This window comes from Endozoicomonas euniceicola, assembly GCF_025562755.1.
GTDB lineage: Bacteria > Pseudomonadota > Gammaproteobacteria > Pseudomonadales > Endozoicomonadaceae > Endozoicomonas_A > Endozoicomonas_A euniceicola.
Map to the genome: position 1 here is coordinate 869422 of NZ_CP103300.1, position 13956 is coordinate 883377.

Below are 13956 nucleotides of genomic sequence, written 5' to 3' on the forward strand. Positions count from 1 at the left end.
CGGATTAAGGTTGCTCTAGAATCTGTTCCAGAGTTTTAGCGATTTGCGTTGCAGAAGGACGACGTTCCGGGTCGAATTCCGTAGCAGAGTTAATCAGCTTAGCCAGCTCCTGTAACTGCACTTCACTGGCAGAAGGTGTTGCGGTAATAGGCAAGGCTTTTTTCATATAGTGTTGAAGCGGTGAGACAGTAACAATATCACTCAGCTCTTTAGGGCTATAGATCGGCTCACCATTCTGAGCAGAATAGTAATGATAAAAACGCTTGCTCACCTGTAGTTTTTCTACTGCCCTGTCAGCTTCCTGATAAAGACTGAGCACCGCAGCCAACATAAATCCAAACGACCAGATATCACCCTTTACTGTGGCGGACGTATAACGCCAATGCTCTTTTGGGGTGCCTGTCGGGAAGCGAATTTCAGGCGCATGATAGACATTATTGCTGAAGGTGAATTTTTTTCTGCCAAGGGTATGACTGGCTGAAACAGCGTCGACCTTACTGGATCGCTCAAAGTTAGCGAACACTACCTTCATTTTCGGTTCGAGCTTTACCAGCAGGCTCTTCAGGTCGATATCACCGTGCGCTATATTGCGCTCATGCATATACTCCATAGCTCTTGCCAGCAACGCCATGTGTTTTAGAACTTCGGTCAGTGCAATGTCAGGCTGGGAAAACAGATAGTCCCGAAGATTCAGGTCATAAAGTTCCAGCAGGGGGATCGCTAACAAAACATCCGCATTCTGCTTTTGCAAACGGATAATATTGGGATTACCTTCCAGTCGCTTAATGAAGTCTGCCTGACGAGCCACACCACCAATTATTTCCATAAACTGATGGGGATTCCCCTGATTTACAGTCGGTCTCGTGTTGCCTATTTGCAGCATATTCAGAACACCCCGGGAAAGAATCATGGTTTGTGGATACCGATGTTGGTAAATGGTTGTGCCATAAAGTTGGGTGAACCAGCGTTTCTTACCTTCAGAAAAGGAATAGCCGGTTTTACTTTTGTCCTTGCCGAGAATGTTGTCTTTTTTAAAAACAACCAACTGATACTCTTCAGTAGAGTCTATATCCGCCCGCTTATTACCCTGTAGAGGACGCGAAATGGTGTAATAATCTACATCATCAGTGATGGCCCCTTCATACTTCAGCACTATATTCCCCATAAGCTGCTCATTTGCTGAAGCAGGGTTAAAGCTGGATAAAGGCACCATTCGCTGAATCTGTGTATCCAGCTCCGTCATAAAATGACCCTCAGGGTCGAGCATATAAACAGTAAAAATATCTTCCCAGTTTTTTTGTGCATGGGCGTGCAATACATATCCAAGCAGAGCCAGAAATACCAGAATTTTATGATTCAGCCGTTTCATCAATTTCATCATTAATTCCTTTCTTGGTGGTCGGTTAAGCGTGAGAATTTCCCTTCCAGTTCAGATTCCTGAATAAACTTGTTCTTGGAATAAACATAGTATTAGGACTCTGCCGATAGCAAAAAGTTTCGTTTTCGCCTCGATACCTGAAGACTGCCTGCCAGCCTGTACAAACGCTTCCGCTATCATTGGTAGCAATAGCCATTTGCACCCCCTCTGTTCAGGTTTATACTCTGCACAATTTTTACTCGGAATCATTTTTATGACTGAACAGTTTGTTAAGATCGGGCGGCAGAACCGCCTGAAAGTGGTTGATAAAGTCGGGTTCGGGGTGTTTCTGGATGGTAAGCAGTTCGATGAAATCCTGCTGCCCAAACGATTTGTGCCTGAAGGCTGTGCGGTGGGCGATGAGATTGATGTTTTTGTCTACCTGGACTCCGATGACTGCCTGATCGCTACCACTGAAACCCCATCCGCACAGGTTGGCGAATTTGCCAGCCTGACAGTCAAGCAGGTTAACCCAGTGGGGGCATTCCTGGACTGGAACCTGGGCAAAGACCTTTTATGCCCTTATCCGGAACAGAAAAGCCGGATGGAAGCGGGTAAATCCTATGTGGTATATCTTTACCAGGATGACCAGACCCGCCGCATTGTTGCCACCAGCAAGATCAACCGTTTTCTGAGCCAGCAGAAGCCTGCCTACAAAAACGGTCAGCCAGTCTCTCTGCTGATCAGCGATCGTACCGACCTGGGGTTTATGGCCATTATCAATAACCGCCACCAGGGACTGATCTTTGATCAGGACATACAGGAGTCCGGCAAAACCCTCCAGATTGGCAACCGTCTGGAAGGATTTATTAAGCGGGTCAGGGATGACGGTAAAATTGATTTAAGCCTTAAAAAACCAGGTTTTGATAAAGGTGCAACGTCTGATCTGGGTCAGGCTATTCTCAACAAATTGAATGCCAACAACGGTTTTCTGCCCGTTAATGACAAAACCGACCCGGCGATCATTCGCAAACAGTTTGGTGCCAGTAAGCGTACCTTTAAAATGGCGCTGGGTGGCTTATACAAGCAGCGACTGATCATCATTGAAGACAAGGGCATTCGCAAGACTGAGGCTTAACACCGGATCAGGCCTTGATAATGCGCTTGTCAGCCAGACGCTTCAGAGCTTCCCGATCGTCGATATGAGACCACCAGCCCGGTAGCAACTGTTCCGCGATAACCCTGAACCAGGGAGCAATCAGAGCCTCATTATCCTTGAGCAAATCTGACAGCTCTGCCCGGGACACCCACTGGACAGAGGCTACCTCGTTCGGATTCAGAGTCAGTGTGACATTGGCCCTGGCAATAAGGATATGATCCATTTCCTCTTCTACCCAGCCATTGCCTGACTCTGCCCGGTAATACAGGCGGGCCATGGCGGTAAAGTCATCTTCCGCCAGTTCGCCTGCAATACCCAGCTCCTGAGTCAGTTTGCGAATCGCCGCACGCTTAACCCCGGCACTGTTAACAGTCTCAAGCTCATCTTTGGTATAGAGAGGATGGGAACAGCAAGTATTGGCCCAATAGCCGGGAAAGGTTATCTTTTCAGGCGAACGTTTCTGAATCAGCAACTCCCCCCCGGTATTAAACAACAATACACTGAATGCTCTGTGCAGTACCCCAGCCCCTGCATGAGCGTGATATTTAGATACTCTGCCTGTCACCTCATCATCCAGAGTCACGCCGATCAGGACTTCCCCCATCAAGTCAGCCTGCCGCTGATCGTCAGAGTGGCTATTCAGATAGGTTTTCAGAGAATTTTCCTGCTCAGGAAAAGATACAGGCATATAAGGATGATCCCTTCAATTGAATGGTAAATTTGTAAAAAGTAGTCGATTTTCGGCAATTACGATACAGCTTTTCATAACGACAAAACAGCCAACAGCCCTTTATTCTAAGCTTAAATTCCAGCCGCTAATAAAAAACAGTCAGTATGTCGTAAAAAAAGCTCATTTTTTAATCAGGGACTTGATTATCCCTTCTAAGATGAACACAATCCTCCCCCTTCAAATAAAGCAGTATTCTCCATGCGTAAATACGAAAACTCCTTACCCCTGAAATTACTTAAAGCCCGTGAAGCCGCCATGAGCTTTTTCCGCCCGATGCTTCAGGAACACTCCATCACTGAACAGCAATGGCGGGTTTTGCGGGTATTGAATGACCATGAGGAAATGGAAACCAAGCAGTTAGCTGAAACCTGCTGCATTCTCAGCCCCAGCCTGACGGGCATTATTCAGCGGCTGGAGCAGCAAGAATACGTACAACGTCGTAAATCTCCCGACGATCATCGCCGCACCCTGATCAGTGCGACTGAAAAAGCCCGCAACTTGCTGGAAGAAATGGCGCCCAAAGTAGACGCCAGCTACACCAGGCTGACCAGTAGCCTGTCAAAAGAAAAAATGGACATTCTGAACGAACTGCTCACAGACGTCAGCCAGATTAAGCCCTGATCAGGGGCTTAATCTGGCAACTTCTCCATTCTCTCACGGCTGTTTATATTGCCGCAGGTCAATTTTTTTTCCGGTCAACGCCATTATGTTAAAAGAGCTGTTCATTCTTATCTCTGAGTATGAATGCACTGTCGTATAAAAATGATAATCAGGCAGACTCAGAAAAATGTCGGATTCCTTTTTTAAAACGCAATAATGAGAATCATATGATCACCGGAAATCTGAAAGACATCGATAACATCCACCAGTTTAACCCCATCATCAAAATGGCGATGAAAGATATCATAGCCAGAATGGATGATGCCCTGACCACCTGCAAACGTTACGAAGTCATGGGAGAAGACCTGTACTGGTACTCAGATACCCACGAAGGTTGCAATTGTGAAGAAACGACGCCGGAATTCCATGACCAGTACGTTGATATTGAAGTCGTCCTGAAAGGTCGTGAAGTGATTGGCTATTCGGAAAGCAATCAATACGACACTGTGGCTGATGACCATATTCTGGATCAGGATGTAGCTTATGTTGAAGGCATCAGGGACGAAAGGTATCTGTCTCTGGGCGAAGGGGACTTCGCCATTTTCTATCCGGGAGATATTCACCGCCCTTGCTATCGCAAGGACGATAAAAGGATTCAGAAAGCAGTGATTAAAATTAACAAAACATTGCTGTAAAGGAAGTCAGTCAGCCACTCCGGACACTGTACCCACAAGGGTCCAGTACCTATTGACTGCCAGGTATTTTGTAAGATCCCGTGGTGCGCACTGCCTGGCATTTAGTGCCATGTAGATAAACGATTTATCAAGCCCCATGACTGCCTGATAAAGAGCTATCGGGAGATAAGTACAAATTGCACCCGAAAACAGACGGCTGGTATTTCTCAGTTCAGCAGGCGGTTGGCTTCTATTATTTTTCCACAAACTATGGGCATAGGCCTGAGCATAGGCTGAAAAATCAGACGAGCCCATATACGCTGCAATGCCGGAAAAGATGCTGAAAGAGCCAGGATTTACCACTTTATGGCGACCTTTAAACTGATAACCCTTATAGAATATCCATATATAACCCAGTGAGGCGGACTGGTCAGGCAGTAACTTTGAAGCTTCAGTTTCTTCTCTATCTTCCATGGATTCTGTAATGACCAGACGGTAGACACTCCAGACTTTGCCATTCGTAGGATAGACAAGGTTCAGGCAGTGTCCTGTGGGTGCTTTCATCTCAAAGATATAGGGGCGGGTATAACGGTTACTGGCATCATCTGACCAGCTGTTTCCGGCAACCATGGCAACATGGGCTAAGAGTTCTTCTGTTGGTTCTTTATCCTGACTGTGCAGGACAAGAATATCGCCTTTTCTCAGGTCGGTCATATTCAAGCTGGGGTTCATTGGGTATCCTGGAGCGAGAATCTGGTGTTTAAAAAAACGATGGCTTCCTATGTAAAAAAACTTTAGAAAAAACAATGCATACACAGTATAAATGATCATCAGCTTCCAGCTTTCAATCACTATCCCCGTATAACTTAACTGACACCCGCACCTTTCAGCCAGATACAAAAAAGCCCGAAGTGCTTACTGACACTTCAGGCTTTGATGCTTATTAACTAATTAACTAAAAGTGGCGCTCCCGACAGGATTCGAACCTGTGACCTGCCGCTTAGGAGGCGGCTGCGCTATCCAACTGTGCCACGGGAGCATAGAAAAGCCAGCGGGCTACTTGATGTTCCGGCTGGCTTACTGTGTATTGTAACCAAATTCCTGCTGGTTTCAAACATTCTTGCGCTATCTACCGCAGCTATCTACCGAAACTATCGCAATGATTCGCTGTCATTGTGGTACAGGCAATCAAGACTGCGTTCAAAGCTCAGCATTTTCCGGGCAAGTTTTGCGCTATCTACTGTTAACGTACCATTCAGATACGCCTCTCTAAGAGCCCTGACTCTCTCTTCCGCACTCCCGACCTCGACCACTTGAGTCGCTTTATACTCTGGCTGGACTTTATCTTCCATGATCCCTCCTGTGCCCGACGAATCATAAATAATGTCATAAGCTGATCAAGGCTTCCAGTGAACTCTATCTCATTATTCGGCAAGCGGAGTCGTATATTGAAACGAGGTATAGTAGCAGGCTCTCAACTCACTTTTACTTTTAGTAAATATCAACCGATAAAACCTGTAAGGCAGTCTGGAAAACCACCCCTCGGGCAATATTTGTATTTTCCAAACACTTAGTGTGATACTGATAGTGTTATAGCCTGTGCTGAAACAAACAAGAGCCAATACAAGCCAGGCAACCTGAACTACTTTAAAAAAATTAAAGGACATGAGGACAGGACTGTGACTTTTATTACTTGTTCTAATAATCGTTGTGTACTGTCACGAATACTGCAATTGCTAACCGCAGTACTCCTGACTGGATTTATCTCCAGCGCCTATGCCGAAAAAGGTGTATCTTTCGATGACCCATGGGAAAATGTCAACCGGTCGATTTTTGGGTTCAACGAATGGATCGACACCTACGCCCTGAAACCGGCGGCAAAAGGTTACGACACCGTTACACCAAAGCCTGTTCAACAGCTGGTCAGCAACTTTTTTTCCAACCTTGGCGAAATCCGTAACGCTGCGAACTCCCTGCTACAACTGAAAATAGGCGACACCCTGACTGCCGTTGGTCGTTTTGGCATTAACTCCACTATTGGCATGCTGGGTATGCTGGACGTCGCCAGCCCTCTTGGGATTGAAAAACGCTATCAGGATTTCGGCCTGACGCTGGCACACTGGAATGTTCCATCGGGTCCTTTTGTTGTCGTACCGTTACTTGGGCCAAGAACCGTTCGTTCAGGCGTTGGCATATTCCCGGACAGCCTGATCAGCCCGAGGCAAATGGTTGAACCTGAGAGCGACCGTCTGCTTACTCTCGGGCTGGATATAGTCAACACCAGGGCAGCCCTGCTCAGTGCTGAAGACCTGATTGTCGGCGACCGCTATTCTTTTATTCGCGATGCCTACCTGCAACGTCGTAACTATATTATTACGGGTGAATTACCTGATGATGACTTTTAGACCCCAACCGTAGTACGGCAATAATCCTGACATAATAAATAACAACTCGACACATTGACTTGCAGCCACCACAGGTTGAGAGTATGTTTCAGACGTATCTGAAAGTCGTGCTCCTAAGGTGGTTTAACAATCTATGCACAGGACCTTGCAAGACCGTTCCTCTTTTCTTCAACTGCTGTGGCAATTCCTATGAGCAGAGTTGGCAGTACCCTCCTTGTTATTGACGATGACACTATCGTCAGAGAAAGCATTGTTGCTTATCTTGAGGACAGTGGCTTCAATATTCTCCAGGCTGAAAATGGTGAGCAGGGGCTTGCCGTCTACAAGGACTCCAAACCCGACCTGATTCTCTGTGACCTGCGCATGCCACGCATGGACGGGCTTGGGGTGTTACGCAATGTCAGGGAAGTATCACCTGAACTCCCCTTTATCGTGGTATCCGGCGCTGGTGTCATGGCCGATGTGGTTGAAGCCCTGCGCCTGGGAGCCAGTGATTACATCATCAAGCCTATAGTCGATCTGGAAGTGCTGGAATACGCTATCAACCGTGCTCTGGAAAATGCCCAGCTGGCGGTTGAAAACCGCCGCTACCGTGAAAGCCTTGAAGAAGCTATAAAAACACTGGAAGGCAACCTGCAACTGCTGAAGGAAGACCAGAAAGCCGGCCGTGAAGTTCAAATGCGTATGTTACCCCAACAGCCCCTCGAATTTGCGGACTACCGGGTCGACCACCACATTATTCCTTCACTCTACCTGAGTGGTGACTTCGTTGATTACTTTGCCCTGAACGATCACAGCTTTGCCTTTTATCTGGCGGATGTTTCCGGGCATGGCGCATCGTCAGCATTCGTCACAGTACTGTTAAAGCACATGTCTATCAACCTGTTAAAGGAATACCAGTCACACGGTGGAAAAGCCCGGGTCAAACCCTCCCACGTACTCAGCTACATCAACAAAAATCTGCTGCAAAGCGGGCTGGGCAAGCATGTTGCTGTATTTGGCGGTGTTGTCGATATCAGAAACCACACCCTGACTTATGCCTTCGGCGGACATTACCCCTTACCGATCATGCATGAACCGGATAAAACCTATCCGATTGAAGGACGCGGATTACCGGTGGGTCTGTTTGAAGATGCACGCTTTGAGGATGTCACCATCGACTTGCCGGAGCAATTCACCTTGACTATCCTGTCCGACGGTATTCTTGAGGTACTCCCTCAGTCTTCTCTTGAAGAAAAAGAGCAATATTTATTGTCTGTGATCAGGGATGGTGCCAACTCCGTACCTGCGCTCACGAAAAAGCTCGGGCTTGACGCCATGCGTGAAGCGCCGGATGATATCGCCTTGCTAGTACTGGCTCGAAACTGAATGACTGCTGGAAAAATACAGTTCGCAGAAAATGAAGGCACTTATGTGCTGAAATTCCTGGGTGAAATTCGCTTAACCCTGTGTTCCTCTCTGGAAAGCTTTCTGGACAACATGTTTAATGACCCGGACTTCAGTTCGGTCATTATAGATCTGTCTGAAACCTCAACGATTGACAGCACATCTCTAGGCATACTGGCCAGACTGTCTATTCAGGCCAAAAAACGTTTCAATCTGGTACCCATCCTCATTTCTACTCAAAACGATATTACCCGGATTCTCCTCAGCATGGGGTTTGATTCTGTCTTCGTCCTGGTCCGGGAGTTTGACGACCTGATTAAACTGCCAATGAACGATCTGCCTTGTGAAGACAGTACCGAACCCGCTACCCAGGAGCGGGTTCTGAATGCTCATAAGGTGCTAATGTCGTTAAATGAAGACAATCGCAAAGCCTTTAGCGAGCTGGTCAAACAACTGGAAAAAGGTAAGACCTCTTCCGACAAAGACGACGAAGACGACGAAGACGACAAAAACAACAAAGACGACAAAGACGACAAAGACGACGAAGCCAAAAACAAGGATGATGACTCAGACAGCTGACCCTGCAGCCAGTGAATCCTGTCGCTCTTTTGCCTGCTCTCGAATGGCTTCCACTTCGTTCACCGCAGCCAGAAGCACCTCAACCCCAGCCCCTTTCCGGTGGGCATTTTCACTGATATAACGTCTGAATTTTCTGGCTCCGGGCTCACCCTGATACAGTCCGAGCATGTGGCGGGTAATATGACTCAGATAAGCACCCTGACTCATCTGCTCTTCAATATAGGGCACCATCTGTTCAACCAGAGCACGGCGTTCAGGTAGTGGCTTGCTGCTACCATAAAGACGGTTGTCCACCTCTGCCATCAGGTAAGGATTATGGTATGCCTCACGTCCCAGCATCACACCATCCACATGCTGCATGTGCTGCTCAATCTGCCCGAAGTTGGCAATGCCCCCATTGATGGTGACTTCCAGTTCCGGGAAATCACGTTTCAGCTGATAAACGACTTCCGGCTTCAACGGAGGGATATCTCGATTCTCTTTCGGGGACAGCCCTTCCAGAATGGCAATGCGGGCATGGGCAATAAAAGTCTCACAACCAGCGTCTTTCACTGTACCGACAAAGTCCACCAGCTCCTCATAGGACTCCCTGCCATTAATCCCGATACGGTGCTTAACCGTCACAGGAATATCCACAACATCCTTCATTGCTTTTACAGCGTCAGCCACCGTCTGAGGTTCTGCCATAAGGCAGGCACCAATTCGACCATTCTGAACCCGGTCGCTGGGGCAGCCAACGTTCAGATTCACTTCCTGATAGCCCGCTGACTGAGCCATTCTGGCGCACTGTGCCAGATGTTCAGGATCATGCCCTCCCAGTTGCAGGGCCAGAGGGTATTCAGCAACAGAATGCTTCAGAAACCTCTCCCGATCGCCATATACCAGCGCCCCGGAGGTCACCATCTCGGTGTACAAAACCGCATGTTCAGAGAGCAGGCGATGGAAATAACGACAATGTCTGTCTGTCCAATCCATCATCGGAGCGACGGAAAACAATCTTTTCATTTAAAATCAAGCACTTATAACAACAAAGGGCTAATTATACCATTTTTGGGCTTATTTTTGGCTATTTCTAAGTTGTTGAAATTACATGAGTTTCGATTCTCGTATTTTTAACACTGCGCCAAAATTTGTGCCGAATTTGTGTCAAATACAAAAACGGATTCACAGGAAAGAATATGGCAAATATCAGGAAACGCAACGGGTCCAGAACACTTTTAATTGCACCCGGCTGCGCACAATCTATCCTTATTCGTTACATTTGCGGTTGGCTACGAACCAAACAGCTGGGCTGCTGTTCTCATAGGAAGAAACATCCGAACTCGACCATTGCGTTCACACAGCATTTCAAAACCATATTTTGGGTAGTGGGGCAAACCTGATATTTTGTAGTTGTTTGCTAAAATACGGCGTATGCCGTATTTATCATAGAGCGATATGAAAATGTGCTCCACACCAGTTCACTGCCCTAAATGTGGCGGTAATGACGTTAAAAGCTTTGGCTACAGTGCTCATAATGTTCCTCGCTACTTTTGCTGTAATGCTGAATGTGAAACCAAGTCCTTTATGCTTGAGTACCGGTACAAAGCTTATGAGCCAGGCGTTAAAGAAAAAGTCGTCGATATGGCAATTAATGGTGGCGGCATCAGGGATACAAGCAGGGTTTTAGGAATCAATAAAAAAACAGTAATAAACACATTAAAAAAAAGAGAAAGGCTTAGTTCAAGTTAATCCCAATATTCAGAAAATGGATCTTGGAACGGGTGCTGTAATTCACGTAGGCCTCGCCTGCCAAGAGGCCGAGATAGATGAACAGTGGTCTTATGTGTTTGAAAAAAGTAACCAGCGTTGGCTTTGGCATGCAGTTGATCATGCGACCAATACTGTTTTGGCTTACGTTTTTGGGAAACGAAAGGATGAGGTTTTCAAAAAACTAAAAGAGCTTCTTGAGCCATTTGGTATCAAGAAATTTTATACTGATGATTGGGGAGCCTATGAGCGTAATATCGACGAAAGTAGTCACATCATCGGAAAAGAGAATACTCAGAAAATTGAACGTAAAAACCTGAATTTTAGAACTTGGATTAAGCGTCTGACCAGAAAGACAATATGTTTTTCAAAGTTAGAGCAAATGCACGATATTGTTATTGGCCTGTTGATCAACAAAATCGAATTTGGCATTGACATCCATGCAATATAACAGGTTTACCCCACTACCATATTTTGAATAGAATCGTTCTGCTGAATCTGTTAAGCAGTCAACGATTATCGCATATCGCATATGCGCGCATGTGGGAGTTCTTAGGATAGACATTAAGGACTTGTCTTTATTCACAGGTTCTGGAGCAGTACTTTGGGCCAGCCGTTCAGAAGCACCAAGACAGGTTCTGCGGGCTGCACGGGTACATGGTGTGAGCCTATAATTGCATCGTATGACTGCCGGCCACTCTGAAGCCCTTGTGGTGCGATGCGTATTGCTTAATGTCTACCCTAAGTGTGGGAGTTAATTTCCCATAAATACTTCAAGGCATTTGATTCGATGGTCGGCATTGCACGCTGGAAAATACACCGCTCTCTCTCGCCAGCTTTTACTGAACCTGACTTGCTGAGTTTTTCTGCCTTGCTGAAAGCAGCTCGGAACCCAAAAACTCGCGATAAGAACAAAGTAACAGATGAAAACCATTCACTGAACTCTGGCTACAGCTAACGCCAAAATCAGGAGAGGCTGCGCCACTGGCGAAATCCTCTGGATTTTTTTAGTATACGCACTAACCTCTTAGACACTAAAAAAAATGGCTACTTAATTTCGGGGTTATTAATGCTAAAATCGATTCTTTTTTCAATATTAATTGTTATTTCGATTCAGGGAGAAACTAAAGAAATAATAAAGTCAGAAGAATTCTATACGTTTGGACTTCATGAATTAAACAAGTTACTAGCTGAAGCTCCGCTATCTTTAATTTTTTACACTCCCAAATCAGAACAAATACATTTAATACCACTTCTTAATGAAAGAGGAAAATTTTATAAAGAAATTAATTTCAATAACTTAGGTTCAATTAGAAGTTATGTATTTCAAGATAACAGTGGAATAGTTAAATATAAGCCTCGTCAGTAAAATCTGTGGGCAGTTTCTGGTTCAGGTAGTTTGCCAAGCGCATGATATAGGGCGATTTCTGCACATCTGTAGGTTCTGAATCCATACGATTTTCTCGTAGTGAGTTTTATCTTGGTATTCAGACCCTCAACAATTCCGCTGGAAAACGCCTTTTTTGCCCTGAACCAGTTCAGAATAAGTGGCTTATGTCGTCGAATAGTTTTGACCACCTTCTTCATTGGATCTATCTTTGACCGCATGACTCTTGTACACCAACGATCCAGATATTTTCCTGCCCAATGTGGTGAAATGTAATCCCAGAACACCTGAAATTCCTCTTTAAGCAGGTAAGCTCTGACACTTTTCAGGTTGTACTGGAGTACTGTGTTTAACTTGATCTCTTCTTTCTCTGTCAGATTTTCTTTTCTCTTGAGCAGGCACCAGCGAGTTTTTTTCAGAACAGGTTCATATCCGTCTGCCTGAAGTTGTTTGTGCTCTGATGCCCTGACTTCATCAATGGCTTTGTTTAGCATGGCAACGATATGGAAGCGATCCAGAATATGCAGTGCCTGGCAGGAAAACTCCGCAATCGCCTTCACGTAAGGCTGCCACATATCAGAGCAGACATACTCCAACTGCTGGCTTCGCTCTGTACCAAAGAATGAGAAAAAGCTGCGAATCGTCGCTTCAGTACGCTCTTCGCCAATCCACAGCAATCGTGTGCAGTTTCGATCAATCTGGTAAACGACAGTCAGGTACTTATGGCCTATTTGATACGCCACCTCGTCGACACCTATGGCCTTGATATTGTCGAGCGAACGATGCGCCTTGCCCCATTCAACCACATACTCAACAGCATGAAAGACCTTCTCCCATGATGTATTGAAAGTGCAGGCAACCTCTTTCCAGGAGAGCTTTCTGGCCCAGCTTGCCAGAAACTGCATGTAGACTTTGGTAAGTTCTTTCTTGCCATCACCCCATGGAACCTGTTCAACCTTTACGCCACACGTCTTGCATTGAACCCTGCGCATTGTGTAGAGCAGAAAAACTCTAATTCCCCAGAGAGGGACGAACTCAAAACGGCGTTCAGCAAGAGAATCGTAGCCTGGTGCTGGCTTCAAGCAGCCTGAGCAAACGGCATGACTGTTCTTTCGAGGAACCACTGTCACATTAAATACTTCTGAACCTTGATAGACGCCGGGTTTTACATCCTGATAAACAAATGACTTGAGTTTATGGACTTTATTGAGGATAGTTTTAATCAGCATCAGTGCTGCCTTTTGTTGTTTTTTTGTCCTTCAACAAAAAGCTATCAAAAGTCAGCCACTGGTGCATCTACCTCAAAAATTTGTTCATTTCTACCCACAGTTATCCCTGAAGAGCCAAATATAAAAGTAATGCACCAGAACTGTTTTTGGGTTATGAGCGACCAAAAGCGCATCAAATAAAAAGCATAATTGATGAATTTGACATGAGTGATAAACTCTTCTTATTGAGAGGTGGTATTCTTAGTTTTGTTACGATAGCTTTATCATTAAAAGGTTATATATCAACCTATAACGAGTATGGAACTGACTATCTAAAAGAAGATGAGACTATTTCAGTTATCTGCTCTCTGGCGGCATTTCCAATTTATTTGACAACGAAACATAAACTTTCATACATGATTCTAGATAGTAATGCTTTGGCATCTTTCCTGTCATTAACCGTGAGGTATTATGGAAATCAGCATGAGCAACTAAGCACAAACAATATTCCATATATAATGATGTTAACTATTCCTGTTGCTTTAGGAAGTTCATATGTAGCAATCAAGTATAACAATTACGTGCTAAGGTCAATAATTCTACTAACTCCGGTAATAATTGAACATATCTTGAGCTGGATCATTGGATAGCGTATGACGATTCATAGATGATCTCATTCGCAATTCTGTCAAACCTTCATACAAGTCATGTTTTTGCCGCAA

General features: G+C 45.5%; 16 protein-coding genes and 1 tRNA gene. 10 read left to right on the top strand and 7 right to left on the bottom strand.

What is annotated here, in order from left to right:
- Positions 1–4: 4 nt before the first annotated feature.
- Positions 5–1381 (bottom strand): serine/threonine-protein kinase, encoded by a 1377-nt coding sequence (locus NX720_RS03220; protein WP_262599342.1) that lies wholly within the window; start codon positions 1379–1381, stop codon positions 5–7.
- Positions 1382–1631: 250 nt separating this feature from the next.
- On the opposite strand from NX720_RS03220, the gene NX720_RS03225 reads away from it, so the two are divergent.
- A complete protein-coding gene (locus NX720_RS03225; RefSeq protein ID WP_262599343.1) occupies positions 1632–2495 on the top strand; it encodes a CvfB family protein in 864 nt (287 codons plus the stop codon).
- 7 nt (positions 2496–2502) lie between these two features.
- On the opposite strand, the gene idi is transcribed toward NX720_RS03225, so the two are convergent.
- Positions 2503–3204 (bottom strand): isopentenyl-diphosphate delta-isomerase, encoded by a 702-nt coding sequence (idi, locus tag NX720_RS03230; RefSeq protein ID WP_262599344.1) that lies wholly within the window; start codon positions 3202–3204, stop codon positions 2503–2505.
- Between the two features lie 240 nt (positions 3205–3444).
- Here idi and hpaR point away from each other — a divergent pair, with 240 nt between their 5' ends.
- Both hpaR and NX720_RS03240 read left to right on the top strand, forming a co-directional pair.
- The gene (hpaR, locus tag NX720_RS03235) at positions 3445–3867 is read left to right on the top strand and encodes a homoprotocatechuate degradation operon regulator HpaR (RefSeq protein ID WP_262599345.1); all 423 of its coding nucleotides are present in this window, start codon (positions 3445–3447) and stop codon (positions 3865–3867) included.
- 119 nt (positions 3868–3986) lie between these two features.
- Complete coding sequence (locus tag NX720_RS03240) at positions 3987–4541, top strand: YhcH/YjgK/YiaL family protein (RefSeq protein WP_262599346.1); 555 nt, start codon at positions 3987–3989, stop codon at positions 4539–4541.
- Between the two features lie 6 nt (positions 4542–4547).
- Here NX720_RS03240 and NX720_RS03245 read toward each other — a convergent pair whose 3' ends face one another.
- The 3 genes from NX720_RS03245 to NX720_RS03255 form a co-directional block, all read right to left on the bottom strand.
- Positions 4548–5252, bottom strand: a complete 705-nt coding sequence (locus NX720_RS03245; RefSeq protein ID WP_262599348.1) for a hypothetical protein — start codon at positions 5250–5252, stop codon at positions 4548–4550.
- Between the two features lie 230 nt (positions 5253–5482).
- A tRNA-Arg gene (locus NX720_RS03250) sits at positions 5483–5559 on the bottom strand.
- Positions 5560–5671: 112 nt separating this feature from the next.
- Positions 5672–5872, bottom strand: coding sequence for a flagellar biosynthesis anti-sigma factor FlgM (locus NX720_RS03255; protein WP_262599349.1), 201 nt, complete (start codon positions 5870–5872; stop codon positions 5672–5674).
- Positions 5873–6199: 327 nt separating this feature from the next.
- Between NX720_RS03255 and NX720_RS03260 the strand changes: the two genes are divergently transcribed.
- From NX720_RS03260 to NX720_RS03270, 3 genes are all read left to right on the top strand, one after another.
- Positions 6200–6925 (top strand): MlaA family lipoprotein, encoded by a 726-nt coding sequence (locus NX720_RS03260; protein ID WP_262599350.1) that lies wholly within the window; start codon positions 6200–6202, stop codon positions 6923–6925.
- 189 nt (positions 6926–7114) lie between these two features.
- Positions 7115–8293, top strand: a complete 1179-nt coding sequence (locus NX720_RS03265; RefSeq protein WP_262599351.1) for a SpoIIE family protein phosphatase — start codon at positions 7115–7117, stop codon at positions 8291–8293.
- Positions 8294–8890 carry an STAS domain-containing protein gene (locus NX720_RS03270; RefSeq protein WP_262599352.1) on the top strand — a complete coding sequence of 199 codons (597 nt, stop codon included), beginning with the start codon at positions 8294–8296 and terminating at the stop codon, positions 8888–8890.
- Here NX720_RS03270 and dusA read toward each other — a convergent pair.
- Positions 8879–9895 (bottom strand): tRNA dihydrouridine(20/20a) synthase DusA, encoded by a 1017-nt coding sequence (gene dusA, locus NX720_RS03275; RefSeq protein ID WP_262599353.1) that lies wholly within the window; start codon positions 9893–9895, stop codon positions 8879–8881. The two genes, NX720_RS03270 and dusA, sit on opposite strands and share 12 nt — an antisense overlap.
- Before the next feature lie 432 nt (positions 9896–10327).
- On the opposite strand from dusA, the gene NX720_RS03280 reads away from it, so the two are divergent.
- The 3 genes from NX720_RS03280 (at position 10328) to NX720_RS03290 (ending at position 12008) form a co-directional block, all read left to right on the top strand.
- On the top strand, positions 10328–10621 hold the full coding sequence (locus NX720_RS03280) for an IS1-like element transposase (protein WP_262567266.1): 294 nt from the start codon (positions 10328–10330) through the stop codon (positions 10619–10621).
- 16 nt (positions 10622–10637) lie between these two features.
- A complete protein-coding gene (locus tag NX720_RS03285; RefSeq protein ID WP_262595740.1) occupies positions 10638–11090 on the top strand; it encodes an IS1 family transposase in 453 nt (150 codons plus the stop codon).
- Between the two features lie 618 nt (positions 11091–11708).
- The gene (locus NX720_RS03290; protein ID WP_262599354.1) at positions 11709–12008 is read left to right on the top strand and encodes a hypothetical protein; all 300 of its coding nucleotides are present in this window, start codon (positions 11709–11711) and stop codon (positions 12006–12008) included.
- Here the strand turns inward: NX720_RS03290 and NX720_RS03295 are convergent.
- The gene (locus NX720_RS03295) at positions 12002–13255 is read right to left on the bottom strand and encodes an ISL3 family transposase (RefSeq protein ID WP_262597024.1); all 1254 of its coding nucleotides are present in this window, start codon (positions 13253–13255) and stop codon (positions 12002–12004) included. The genes NX720_RS03290 and NX720_RS03295 overlap by 7 nt on opposite strands.
- A 203-nt stretch (positions 13256–13458) precedes the next feature.
- Here NX720_RS03295 and NX720_RS03300 point away from each other — a divergent pair, with 203 nt between their 5' ends.
- The gene (locus NX720_RS03300) at positions 13459–13884 is read left to right on the top strand and encodes a hypothetical protein (RefSeq protein WP_262599356.1); all 426 of its coding nucleotides are present in this window, start codon (positions 13459–13461) and stop codon (positions 13882–13884) included.
- Positions 13885–13956 lie beyond the last annotated feature (72 nt).

Bases quoted from the DNA above. Each gene is read 5' to 3' on its own strand.
- NX720_RS03220 (WP_262599342.1), bottom strand. From the start codon at position 1,381: ATGATGAAATTGATGAAACGGCTGAATCATAAAATTCTGGTATTTCTG.
- NX720_RS03225 (WP_262599343.1), top strand. From the start codon at position 1,632: ATGACTGAACAGTTTGTTAAGATCGGGCGGCAGAACCGCCTGAAAGTG.
- idi (WP_262599344.1), bottom strand. From the start codon at position 3,204: ATGCCTGTATCTTTTCCTGAGCAGGAAAATTCTCTGAAAACCTATCTG.
- hpaR (WP_262599345.1), top strand. From the start codon at position 3,445: ATGCGTAAATACGAAAACTCCTTACCCCTGAAATTACTTAAAGCCCGT.
- NX720_RS03240 (WP_262599346.1), top strand. From the start codon at position 3,987: ATGAATGCACTGTCGTATAAAAATGATAATCAGGCAGACTCAGAAAAA.
- NX720_RS03245 (WP_262599348.1), bottom strand. From the start codon at position 5,252: ATGAACCCCAGCTTGAATATGACCGACCTGAGAAAAGGCGATATTCTT.
- NX720_RS03255 (WP_262599349.1), bottom strand. From the start codon at position 5,872: ATGGAAGATAAAGTCCAGCCAGAGTATAAAGCGACTCAAGTGGTCGAG.
- NX720_RS03265 (WP_262599351.1), top strand. From the start codon at position 7,115: ATGAGCAGAGTTGGCAGTACCCTCCTTGTTATTGACGATGACACTATC.
- NX720_RS03270 (WP_262599352.1), top strand. From the start codon at position 8,294: ATGACTGCTGGAAAAATACAGTTCGCAGAAAATGAAGGCACTTATGTG.
- dusA (WP_262599353.1), bottom strand. From the start codon at position 9,895: ATGAAAAGATTGTTTTCCGTCGCTCCGATGATGGATTGGACAGACAGA.
- NX720_RS03280 (WP_262567266.1), top strand. From the start codon at position 10,328: ATGAAAATGTGCTCCACACCAGTTCACTGCCCTAAATGTGGCGGTAAT.
- NX720_RS03285 (WP_262595740.1), top strand. From the start codon at position 10,638: ATGGATCTTGGAACGGGTGCTGTAATTCACGTAGGCCTCGCCTGCCAA.
- NX720_RS03290 (WP_262599354.1), top strand. From the start codon at position 11,709: ATGCTAAAATCGATTCTTTTTTCAATATTAATTGTTATTTCGATTCAG.
- NX720_RS03295 (WP_262597024.1), bottom strand. From the start codon at position 13,255: ATGCTGATTAAAACTATCCTCAATAAAGTCCATAAACTCAAGTCATTT.
- NX720_RS03300 (WP_262599356.1), top strand. From the start codon at position 13,459: ATGAGTGATAAACTCTTCTTATTGAGAGGTGGTATTCTTAGTTTTGTT.